Origin of the sequence: Microcystis sp. M049S2, from assembly GCF_020245625.1 — a bacterium.
Classification (GTDB): Bacteria; Cyanobacteriota; Cyanobacteriia; order Cyanobacteriales; family Microcystaceae; genus Microcystis; species Microcystis ichthyoblabe_A.
In genome coordinates this window covers 1-12,873 of sequence record NZ_JADBUN010000236.1, presented here as the reverse complement: position 1 = coordinate 12,873, position 12,873 = coordinate 1, and the positions used below count along the sequence as shown (strand labels likewise).

Here is a 12,873-nt window from a genome sequence, read left to right as displayed (position 1 = left end):
TATCTAAACTCCACAAGTGGAGATGATTACTATCGTTATATTTCCATAAAACTTGATTGACTCCGTTGACGGTTTCTGCTGCTAGAGTTTGCCAACCAGGGTAGGTATTTGTGGTAATCTGAGTGGCACCAATTTTAATAGCAGTGGGGTTATTATTGCCAATTTGAGCATAGAGGTTATTAGTCGCATCTTGGACTAATTTGGTGTTACCAAAAGCTTCAATTGTGGTGTAGGGTGAACCAATGATTCCATCACCGTTAAAGTCTTGTTGGAAGTTGGTTTCTTGAGTAAAAGCTTCCGGAGAGTTTAATCCCCACCATCCGCTTGAAGATTGCCAATTCCAGTTATTATCTAAACTCCACAAGTGGAGATGATTACTATCGTTATATTTCCATAAAACTTGATTGACTCCGTTGACGGTTTCTGCTGCTAGAGTTTGCCAACCAGGGTAGGTATTTGTGGTAATCTGAGTGGCACCAATTTTAATGGCGATGGGATTGTTATTGCCAATTTGGGTGTAAAGTTTATTAGTTGCGTCTTGGACTAATTTGGTGTTACCGAAGGTTTCTATAGTAGCATTGCTTATCGCATTAATGGTGAGTATAAAAACGTTACTGGAAGACAATCCTTTAGTATCTTTTACTTCAAGCTTAATATCGACACTAGAGCTTGTTGTATCCTTAGAAGTTCCACTAAAAGTTCTTGTCTTGGGATCAAAAGATAACCATTTAGGTAGGGAATTACCATTCACATCTGTTGCTGAATAAGTTAGAAAATCGTTTTTATCTATGTCTGTGAAAGTAGTTTCAGCAACAGTGAAAGTGAATAATTTATTAGTGGTTGCTGTTTGATTGGGAATGGGGTTAATGATAATGGGAGCAAGATTTTCTTGAATAAGAGCATCATTCTTCTCCAAGATGTTGATCAATTTCTGATTGGTTGTGACCCAGTTTTCTTGTTGCTGTTGGGCTAAGTCTGCTTGTATTTGTTGATTTTTTTGACTAATTGCTTCTAGTTTTTGCCATTCCAGTTCAAAAATACTTCTGATTTTCTCTTTAAGTTGAGGATCTTGATCGCCAATAGATACGATCTGTTCAATAGCTGCTGTTAAATTCTCTAGAGTTGTATCTTGAGATGCGGTTGCGATCGCTTGACCAGATTTAACAATATATTCAATATCTTTCCATTCAATTCCTGCTTTTTCTTTGAGTTTCTGAGTCAATACTTTATCTTCTTTCCAAATGTTGATAATTTCATCGGTTGATTTTTTCCATGTTTCTAAGTCATTGGTGTCAATGGCTTGTTGAATTAATCGATTGGTAAGGACAAGATTTTCTAACTGTGACCAAGTAAGTCCAGTTGCTTTTTCAGCTTGAGTTAGAGTATTATTATCTACCCAAATATTAACAGCACTCTTAATGGCATTTCCCCATTGTGCTAGTGTTTGTTGATCAACGGCTTTAGCTATTTCTTGACCGGCTTTTACTATATTTTCTATATCTTGCCAATTCAAATTAGTGTAGGTTGTGAGTTTTTGGGTTAAAGTAGGATCATCTTGCCAAATTTTCAGAATTGCATCACTGGCATTTATCCAGTCTTGGGTTGTATCTTTGTTTATCGCAGTATTAATTGCCTGTACGGTTTTGTCGAGTTTTTGAAGTTTCTCCCAAGATAAACCTGTGAGGTCTTCTGCTGTAGATTTTAGGGTATTATCATCTACCCAAATATTAGCCACTCGTCTGATGGCTTGTCCCCATTTAGCGATTTCTTGACTGTCAATCGCTGTTGCAGAAGCTTGACCTGCTTTGACAATTTTTTCTAGGTCGGTAAAGTCTAAACTGGTAACTTCTTTGAGTTTTTTGGCAAAACTAGGATCGGTTTTCCAGATTGTTAAAATATTATCACTGGCAGTAATCCAAGATTGAGTATTATTATTTTGAGTGGCTTTATCTAGTTCCTGAACAGTGTTTTCTAATTTATTTAATTGTGACCAAGTTAGTCCCGTTGCTTGTTCAATTTTGCTTTTTAATGTGGCATCATCAGCCCAAATATTAGCGACTTTTCTGATCGCTTGTCCCCAATCTTTTAACTTTTCACTGTCAACAGCGATCGCAGTAGCTTGTCCAGCTTTAACAATCTTCTCAAAATCTTGCCAATCTAAGCCTGTATTGACTTTAATTTTATTGGCTAAGGTTTGATCTGTTTCCCAAAGTTTCAGGATTTTGTTACTAGCTTCTATCCAAGCTAAAGTATTACCTTGTTCGTAGGCCTTATTAAGGGTTGAAATGGTTTCCTCTGTCTTTTGAATTTGTTCCCAAGAAAGTCCAGATACAGTTGTTAATTTGTTCTTAAGCGTATCGTCATCATACCAAATATTGAGAACTTCTTTGAGAGATTGTCCCCATTGTTCAACGCTTTGCTTATCAGTAGCGATGGCAATAGATTGACCTGCTTTAACAACTTGCTGGAAATCTTTCCAGTCTAAATTTAGGTTAGTTTTTAAGAAGTTTTGGAGGGTTTGATTACCTTGCCAAATGTCCAGAAGTTCATTACTGGATTTAATCCAAGCTGCTGTATCTCCTTTTTCAATGGCTTTATTAATGGCTTCTCCTGTCTGGGTAATTCGTTGGATTTCTTCCCAAGAAAGTCCTGTAACTTTTTGTGCTTCAAGTTTGAGTTTATCGTCAGTAACCCAGACATTTACAATGCTTTTTACAGATTGAGTAATTGCTTCTAAATTACGTTCTCTGACAGCAATTTCCAGCTTAACTCCCGATTGAATGATAGTTTCGACTTCTTCCCATTCAAACCCCGTTAAATCTTTAATAGCTTTATGGGCTTCGGTTCCTAAATCAACCCCTAATAAACTATCATCCACAAGGTTAATTGCTTTACCTGCTGTTTGAATGGCTTTAATCCAGTCTTTATTGTCGATAGTTTGATATAAGGCTGAACTTAATTTCCCAAAGTCTTGAATTTCTTCCCATTTTAATCCCGTCAAATCTATTAGTTCTTTTTTCCCAGCTTCCCCTAATCCTAACGCAAAGTTTTTGTCAATTTGTCCGGCAATCTTACCGATTGCATTAGCCGCATCTAACCAGTTGCCATTTTCAATTGCTTTGATGCCTTGGGCTGTTACCAGAGAGACTTGTCCTGCTGTAATAAAGAATTTTTGAATATCAGAAGCTTGATTTAAATTTGTGATGTCTTTAATGCCAAGAGATGCGGCATTAGCTAATGATTGAACCCCAGATAATAAGGCGAGAGTAGTATCTCCTGTTTTGGCGTACTGATAGGATGAGTAAGCACCTTGGGCGACTGTTTGGAATCTGGTTAGGTTGAGTAGATTAGGTGATAACTCATATTTTAAGAGTTCTAATTTCTGGGTTAATTCACCAACTAAGCTCAAATCTTTTGCTTCTTTGGCAACATCAATTGCCTTGGTGGTTTCAATAACTTGAGGATTCTTCGCTAGTTCGCTATTAATATCGCTAATTTCGTAGCTGGCAAAAGCCATTGCTGCATGGAAAACTGCACCCGCCCAGTCCCCATTATAGGCTGATTGAACAGCACTAATTGAGGCACCAATAACATTGAGTGTCGTAACAATAGTTAATGAGGATGCGGCTGCTAGAGAGGCTCCTAACGTAGCCGCCGTTGTTGCATAGGCATATAAAGTAGCCCCTGCTGTAATAGCAGCCGAAGCAATAGCAATAACTAAAGCAGCAGTCCCTAAAACTTCATTAACAAAGGCTTTCTTTCTGATTTCTCTTTCTTTAACTCGCCCCTCAATAATCTGACTTAAAAGCTGTTGAGATTGTCGCGCTAAATCATCGGATAAATCAACTGCACCTTGAGCATAGCCAATCTTATAAAGTATCTCTAAATTCTGCTGACTGAGTAACTCTTTTTCTTGAGTTAATACCCCTGTTTTCTGAATCTCATCATAGAGTGCTTTACTGGCTCCCTTGAGGTCGGTTTCTGATTGTTTCAGAATGCCTAAATATTGCTGTTCTTCTTGCTCTAATTTCGTAACTTCAGCATTCAGTTTATTATTCTTATCAATTAAACCATCAACCGTTTTCAGCAAATTATCCTGAATGGTTGCGGCTTCTTTCCCCTGTAAAGCATCATGAATATCTTGACGAGTTGCTGTTAATATGCTCTCCAATTCAGCGGGTAAGCTGGGCTGTTTTTGTTTGAGGGCATCTAAATCGGCTAAGATGCCAGCGAGTTGTCCTTTATAGTCAGCTTGGGTGATGATATTGGCAATCGGGTTAATGCCTAAGTCGGTGCGGAGGTTGTTAATCGCTTGCTGGAGTGCTTCTTCGGTGTTAAGTTGGTTTAATTGTTCAAGTTTGGTGACGGCAATTTGACGATCGCGTTGAATATCTAACCGTTGTTTTTCTAACTGGGCTGCCACCGCATCATCAATTAATTGACCGCGTTTTTCAGCGATTTCTTGTTCTAATTGTGCCTGCGCTAAGTTGAATTTTTCAACGGAAAGAACTTGCAATAAGGTTTGATTTGTCCAGTTTTTCAGTTGGGATAGGGCATCAATACGAAATTCAGCAACGGCGATTTCTTGTTTATGGGCCTCAATTGCTTCTTGAGAATTGCCGATACTTTGTTGAAGTTGTGCCAATTCTTCGGTAGCGAGCGCTTTTTGTCCTTCTAAGAGGGTAATTTGATTTTCAGCAGCTTGACGAAGGGCGGTAAATTGGCTGGCTTGTTGTTGCGCCTGTTGTTGCAGTTGCCGATATTGCTGCATTTCGGCATAGTATTTATCGGCTAAGATTAAATCTTCGGGTCTGGCGATTCCTCCTGAACAACCGCCACCTTTATCGCTGGCTAAATCTCGATAGTCTTTGTAATAAAGTTCGGCGGCAGTAGCCATATTGTTGGCGTTGGCTACTTCCAGAAGTTGGGCGGCTTCTTGGCTTCCGGCATCGTTGGCTTGTTTAAGAATAGTCAGCAGTTGGCTTTCAAAGCTGTTTAATTCTTGGCGTTTAGTAGTGGCTTGGAGGGTGTAATTTTTTTCGAGTTCAGTGGCTTCTAGGAGTTTTTTCAGTGCCTGTTGTTTGTCTTTAATAGCGGCGAGGTATTTGTCGTTTTGCAGCAGGAGAGAGGCTTGCAGGTCATCCATGACTGCGGTTAAAGCTTGGCTACTGGCTTCGGCTTGTTCGGCGAGTTTTTGGACTTCAGCGAGGGTTTTCCTGGTATCTGTGAGTTGTTGTTCGAGGGTGCTGGTGTCTTTGTCGGGACTGGCGAGAGTCGCATCGAGGAGTTGATACTCGGTGACGAGTACCTGTTCTTGGGTTGAGAGGAGGGTCTGTTTTTGGGTGAGGGTGGCTTGTTGGGAGGTGAGGACGGTTTGTTTTTGGGTGAGGAGTTGGATGGATTGGTCTAATTGGGCTTTTTTGGTGAGGTTTTCCTCGCCCCCATTATCAAGGGAGGTTGGGGGGATCAAATCCCGCTGGGTTTGCAGTTGAGTGATGAGGGTTTGGGTTTGGGTGAGTTCGTCAGCGAGGTAGATGGTTTGTTGTGTCACCCAAGTTTTGGCGGCGGTGATGTCTTGTTGCAGGAGTTGGGTTTTGGTTTGCAGTTCGGCGCGTTTTTCTAGGACGCTGTTGAGGGCGGTTAGATAGTTGTCTTTACTGGTTTGGTATTCGCCGGTTTCTTTTTGGACGTTGGTAGTGGCGGTGGTTGCATCTTGGGTGGCTATTTCGAGTTGGGTTTGCAGGATGGGGAGGAGTTTTTCCCAGTCACTTATTTGGGCGATTTTGTCTTCGCTGAGTTTTCTTTCTGCTTCCAGTTGTTGCAGGAGGTGGATAAATTCGCTTTGGCTGAGGGCGGCTTCATTGGCGACGGCGTTGGCTTTATTCCATTGGTCGAGGATGGTGGTGGTGGTATCTTTATTTAATGTATCGGTTTCGACTCCTTTGAGGAGTTGGGCGGCGTGTTCTCGGAGGGCGGTCGCTTGTTTGGTGTAGGTGTCCCAGATAATCCAATCGTGGTCAACATGGGTGATAGCTGTCCATTTAGTTTTACTGCCAAATAGTCCGCCTTTTTTATAGCTACGCCATTCGATCCAAGTGGGTCCTTGTTTACGGCTTTGTTCCCAATAAAAGGCGGATTTTTCTTGATACCAGTCGGCTTGGGAGATGGAGGCGGCGGCTTCAGCTTGTTTTTGACTGATGCTGTTTTTTAGTTGGTCGATTTCTTGTTGGGATTGGGTTTGTTGGTCGCTGATTTGTTGTTGAAGAGTGGCGAGGGTGGTGGGGTTGTTGAGTTCGGGATAGTATTGATTGCGGAGAGAGTTAAAGGTTATATTTTTAACTCCATCATTAGACCCTAATAATTTAAGAGCTTGTTGTTTTGCAGGATTAGAAAAATAGACATTAAAATTGTTTGTTAAATCATCATCCCATCCTCCTTTTTCTTGTCGAATAAAGTCATCATAGCCATCGCCGTTATAGTCCCCTGAAATTATATTGGCACCATAGTCGAATCTCCACCAGTCTTGATAGACTCCATTTTCGGGGGTAATAATATCAAAATAGCCATCTCCACGAGAAACATAAATCTGAAATGAGGCAATAGTATCATCATCCCATCCACCTTTTTCTTGACGGATAAAATCAGTTTTTCCATCCCCGTTATAGTCTCCAGGAATTAAGTTCGCACCTGGATCAAATCTGAGAAAAGTTTGATAGTCTTGGATGTTAGGAGTTATAATGTCAAATTTTCCGTCACCTTTGGAAAAGTAAATATTGAAGGAGTTACTTGTTTCATCATCCCACCCGCCTTTTTCTTGACGGATAAAATCAGTCTTTCCATCGCCATTAAAGTCACCAGGAATAATATTTGCACCATAATCAAATCTCAGCCAGTCTTGATACACACCACCTTCAGGGGTAATAATATCAAAATAGCCATCTCCGCGAGAAATATAAATCTGAAATGAAGCAATAGTATCATCATCCCATCCACCTTTTTCTTGGCGAATGAAATCAGTTTTTCTATCTCCGTTATAGTCACCTGGAATAATGTTAACACCAGGATCAAATCTTAGATAATTTTGATAGTCAGCATTATTAGGAGTAATAATATCAAAATAGCCATCTCCGCGAGAAATATAAATCTGAAATGAGGCAATAGTATCATCATCCCATCCACCTTTCTCTTGACGGATGAAATCAGTTTTTCCATCTCCGTTATAGTCACCTGGAATAATGTTAACACCAGGATCAAATCTTAGATAATTTTGATAGTCGTAGATATTAGGAGTTACAATATCAAATTGTCCGTCACCTTTGGAAAAGTAGATATTGAATGAATTACTTGTTTCATCATCCCACCCGCCTTTTTCTTGACGAATAAAGTCAGTTTTCCCATCGCCATTAAAGTCACCAGGAATAATATTTGCACCATAATCAAATCTCAGCCAGTCTTGATAGACTCCATTTTGAGGAGTCACAATATCAAAAAGACTTAAATCTGTTCCTTGATTCTCAGTTGTCCCTAAGACTTTTAGAGCGTTATAGGTTTGCAAATAATTCTGTACTTTGTCTGGGTTTTGTTGTGCTTGTAGGGTTAGATAAGCGGTTTCTAGGCGAAGAGATTGAAGGTTAGCAATTGTTTGATCATTTACACCATTAGGAATAATACTATCTCGTTTTTGTTTAATATACTTCTGTAAATTCGTTTCTATCCATTGTTCTTGCCATTCCAAATGTTGCACATTAGCTGGATCTGAAAAATCAATAGTCCCCACATTTTCAATCCATCGGGCGTTTGGATAATCCCACTGTAGAAAGCCGTGAGTCCAATTGATATTAGAAGTCGATTCTTGTCCAAACCCAAAATTACGGCCATCTGGAGTATTGAAAGCAAAAAGAGCCGCAACAGGATTTCCATCTACAAATCCTAAAGAAATCCCTGTTGTATCCCAATAAAAATCTTGGCGATAATAGGTTTTGCCAAGAAAATTAAAACCAAAATCTTGTATTTTATCACCACTTAGCCACTCTTGCCCCTGACGCTTCAATACTGAGTTATCATAGGTAATCCAACCATAATATTTTTGACCCTGATACTCAACCGCAATGGAAGAAGTTATATATTTAACATTTGATGGATTTAAATCAATCTGAACCACTAAATCTTGAGATTTATTAGTTAGTTCTTGATTTAGATTACTAATTAAAAGAGGACGGTTATTGCCAATCAAACCCTCAACAGAAGAACCCGTCGCTAATTGATTATAAGCTTGAGACAACGGCGTAAAAACCTCATTTTGAAACCGCTTTAACGTCGCCTCATCAATAATCCCACCAGATTGAGTAAAAATTTCATTATACTTTTCTAAATAGCTCTTGACAAAACCTATATTTACCCCTTGCAAGAGAGATGCTAACTGATTATTACTTAACAAATCACTCAGAGACTTTAAAGCATCAAAAGCATTAACATTAGCATCTTTAATGTTCTGAATAATACCATTTCTTTGATTATATAAAGGCTTAAGACTAATCTCAAGATTAATCTCAACCAACCCTTGACGATTATCTTCCCAGTCAATATCATTCCAACCATTCGCACGACCTAAAGAAACAACAAATGTTTCTCCCCCTGCATTATTAGGTTCGCCTGGTATCCATTGCCATGATTGATATTGATAAGGCTCTCCACTAAACCAACGCCAAGGACCATTATGATTGTGATCATCAGTTAACCCAATCCAGAAATTTGTGCCAAAATTATCAGTAATCCAAAACTGTTCTTGAATATCATTAACCGTAACTAAATTTCCTCCAATAGTTGTTGCCCAATTTTGAATATTATAGGAGCGTCCATAACCAGTTTTAAAATATAAATTACCCGTTTCTGGACGAGTTTTAGGATTATACGCCGCTACCCGTGATTGAGCATATTGCTTAGTATGATTAATCTGAGTATCAACATTTGCTAAATTATTATAAGTACCCGATAAAGCTGAATAATTACCAAAGAAGCGCGTAAAAGAATCCCGAAGACTGGTTAACAGTGCATATTGTTTTTCATACTTAGTTAAATCTGAATAATGCTGACCTAACTTCGCTAAATCCTGATACTCCTGTAACTGTTTCTTCGCCAAAAACAGCGCATCCTCCACAAAATCAACACTATCCGCCAAAGCATCGCGCCGTCTTACCGTTGACTCCCGAATCTGTAACGCCTCATCCAGCTGAATCTCATTCAGATAATAATCCCCATAAGGAGTCGCCAAATTCTCATCAATATAACTCGTCAAACTATCAAACCCCTGAGACGTAGCTTGAGAGCCATTCCACACCTTAATCGTGAGATTATGATTATCCTCTAAATTATCCACCCAAACAGTCGTTAAACCCTTCAACTGGTTAGCCAATTGACTGTTTAAACTCACATAACCCTCAATATTATTATTCCCTAAAGCCACCTTAACCGATGCTTCATGGTCCGCAGAAGTCGCCTTTCTCGTCTCCAACTCCTGCTTAAACTCCAACTCTCCCGCTAACACCGTTTTCTGATAATCTTGTACCTCTCCCACAACCTTCTGCTTCTCTAAAATCGCCTTTTCCAACGCCGCAATCTCAGAATTAGACCCATTTCCACTCTTCAAAGCCGTTAAATCAGCCTGAAGCGCACCAATTTTTTGCTTAAGACTATCAACCGTATCCTGCAAAAACTTAGACGAATAATCCTGAGTCTTGAGAAAAGCATAATCCGTCAGCAAATCCCCCAGCGCCTTATCCGCAACTGTCACAGCTTGCTTATTCCCTTCCCAAGCCGTTTTAACACCGACTAAAGCCTGATTTTTCTTCTCTAAATCCTCAACTTGCTTAGGAATAATATTACTCTCAAGTCCCTGTAACTCCTGATTTGAGTCATCAATTTGGAAAATAACAACCGCCAACTCCTGATTATACTTAGTCGTCGCAATTGACAGTAAATTCTGTTGTTGCTCAATCTGAATCAGATAACCATTAATCTCCTTCTGAATCCCATCTTTTAGACCCGCATTCGTTTCAGCCTTCAGACGAGTATAAGCATCATCAATATTTTTCTGAATATCCTTCTGTTTTTGCTCAATTTCTGTTTTAGCTTTAGTAAAGCTAGAGGTTAAAGCCGTCTTTTTATTTGCTAGATTCTGCAAAATGTCAGTTAAAGACTTCCGCTTACTGAGACTCCCTTCAAAGGTTTCCTTCGCAAAGGAATAATCATCATTAGCTAACCTTAACTGTTGCTCCGTCGTGTCTAATTTAACCTTGGCTTTATCCAATTCGCTGCTGAGGGTTTCATACTGCTTCAACGCTGTGGGAATCGGTAACGTCAACTTCTCCAGTTTTGTCGGTTGAATATCCGTATTATTAAAGACAAAATTATCATTATCAATTATCTTGACAATTGCCGTATTTTGTGTACCAATCGTCACCCCATTAGTCGGATTCGTCAAGGATAGGTTAAGGGTTTCCACCGCTTCAAACTGACTATCTTCCTTAATCGGAATCGTAATAATTTTAGGCGCACTATCCCCATGAGCAAACGTAACCTTAATGGGGGTATTATTATAATCGTCTGCGGTTGCTGTACCATTATTTAAAGTAATCGTCCCACTGACTTCTGTATCACTTCCCCCCGTGCGAGTTACTGTTACTTGAGTTATAGTAGTTCCGTTTTCAGTAAGCGTATAAGTCGGCGCACTAAATGCTAAAACTCCGGGATTATTAAGCATAATTTATCACTCCAGAAAAAGTGAAAATATTTTATAGATTGAGATTAGGTTAACTAACCGATATGGTGAATAGCCGATTGCAATTGACTTAAAGGCTGGTTTCCCTTCAGGCGCTCCCAGTTGTCTGCTGGCGAGCCTTTGAGTAAAATCCATAACCTAGACGGCTAATAAGAGTTAGGGGCGATCGCATCGCCCCTACCCTGCTACTTGGTTCGTTAATATCCGGTTATATACTTACTTCCTGAAAAAGTCAAGCATAAAATCTAAATTGTAAAATTTCTTTACAAAAAACTTCAGCAAAAGTGAACATTAAATCGATAAAAGTGGACAAAAGTTGACAAAAAGGGATCGGGTTAGTTGAATTTAGCGAAAGATCGGGTAATCCCAACTCCGCCATGGGGCGATTGCGAAAGGAATGAAAATTTCCCTGAAATTTGCTTAATTTTACCTGATTTTAGAGATTTGCTTGCAAATCAGCATTTTTGTGATGTATTATAATCATAGTAATTTTTTTTATACTTAATTGTAGCTAAGTAATAATCATGAGTTCTACAGCAATACGTCAACAAATAATTCAATCATTAGCTAATCTTTCTGACGAACAATTACTGCAAATCAGAGAGTTAATTGATCAAAATTTTCTGCTTCAAATTAAACCTAAATCAGAAGAAGAAATACAACAGTTAATTAAATCATTACAAGGTAAATATGCTCATGCACCTACCAGTAGTGAAGATTTTGCCCAACAAAAACAAGCAGAAATTGATTGGGAGGAGCGTAATAGATGAATATCATTTTAGATGCTTGTGCTGTAATTGCTTTTTTTCGTAATGAAACAGGAGCGGATCTTGTTAGAGAAACCATCACTAATCAAAATAATAACAAGATGATTCATGTTATTAATCTTGGCGAAGTTTACTATAATTTTTATCGAGATATAGGAGAATCAGAAACAGAAAAACTAATTCAAGAATTAAGCAATATTAACATAAAAACTCGCTTTGATTTAAGTGGCAATTTTTGGCGACAAGTAAGCAAATATAAAGCAGTAATTAAACGCATTTCTTTAGCTGATTGTTTTGCTTTAACTTTAGCCAATCAAGAAAAAGGAATTCTAGTTACTTCTGACCGGAAAGAATTTGAACCGATTGTTCCTCTTAATATTTGTCAGATTGATTTTATTCGTTAATAACTGAAGCTTATCTCTGAATTACTTCCTCACCATGAAAATTTTAGCGGGTGATGGCGACGGGGATACCTTCCGCGTTAACCTTTCTCTTTCCACTAAAAACCCCACAGAAAACGGGTTTCTCCGAGAAACCCGTTTTCTCTGACAAATGGACAAAAGGTGATCACCAAAGTCAAAGCTAGGCAGTTAAAGTATTTAACCAATTGATTAAATCTTCAACCGTAGAGAAATCGAATAAAGCTTCTCCTAATGCTTCTACATCATCAATACTTAACTCCATAATTTTAGTTTCCAATGAAGGATTAATCTCCCCTAACTTGCGTTTAATTTGACGAAGAATCAATGTCTTTTCCCGTTCAATACCTTGTTCAATACCTTGTTCAATACCTTGTTCAATACCTTGTTCGATACCTTGTTCAATACCTAGTTCAATACCTTGACGCATCCAACTGGTGGTAATTTGCATAACTCCCTCCTGTACGGGTTGACTAAATGTGCTAATTTCTTCTTGAAATTGTATCTCTTCGGCAGGATTTAGATTGAGATATGTATCAATAAATCCGGAAATTAATTGCATTTTCGCAGGATTTAACCTTAAAGTAATTAACAAGCGCAGACATTCCGCCTTAACTTTTGCTCGCTCTTTCTCGGCAATGTTCATCTTCGCCATCAAAGCTGAAGCAACCGGATTCGGTTGATTGAGAAAATCTCGCCAATTTAATCGATTTAACTGCACTACTTGATAGTTAAATTCTAATACCTTAAAATCGGGAAAATCGACCAGATATTGACTAATCGCTGCTCTTTTTGGCTTTGAATAAGAAAAAATTACAATCGGATAAATCGGTAAGACAAATTTCTCATGAAAGCGAGCAAAATAAGTAAACATTCGCCGGTTAAACCACTTGCGGGAACTTTCCTGCGC

4 protein-coding genes are annotated in these 12,873 nt (G+C 38.9%); 2 read left to right on the top strand and 2 right to left on the bottom strand.

Translation table 11 applies throughout. The features are described 5' to 3' along the window. A partial coding sequence (locus tag IM496_RS19020; protein ID WP_287662936.1) for a putative Ig domain-containing protein occupies positions 1–10,759 on the bottom strand: 10,759 nt, incomplete at its 3' end. A gap of 542 nt (positions 10,760–11,301) precedes the next feature. On the opposite strand from IM496_RS19020, the gene IM496_RS19015 reads away from it, so the two are divergent. Both IM496_RS19015 and IM496_RS19010 read left to right on the top strand, forming a co-directional pair. Further along, the gene (locus IM496_RS19015; RefSeq protein ID WP_287662935.1) at positions 11,302–11,547 is read left to right on the top strand and encodes a hypothetical protein; all 246 of its coding nucleotides are present in this window, start codon (positions 11,302–11,304) and stop codon (positions 11,545–11,547) included. Next, positions 11,544–11,948: a type II toxin-antitoxin system VapC family toxin gene (locus IM496_RS19010; protein ID WP_271930382.1), complete on the top strand. Its 405-nt coding sequence runs from the start codon at positions 11,544–11,546 to the stop codon at positions 11,946–11,948. The genes IM496_RS19015 and IM496_RS19010 overlap by 4 nt, the downstream gene beginning before the upstream one ends. 178 nt (positions 11,949–12,126) lie before the next feature. Here the strand turns inward: IM496_RS19010 and IM496_RS19005 are convergent. Further along, on the bottom strand, positions 12,127–12,873 hold a 747-nt coding region (locus IM496_RS19005; protein WP_287662933.1), incomplete at its 5' end, for a DUF4351 domain-containing protein.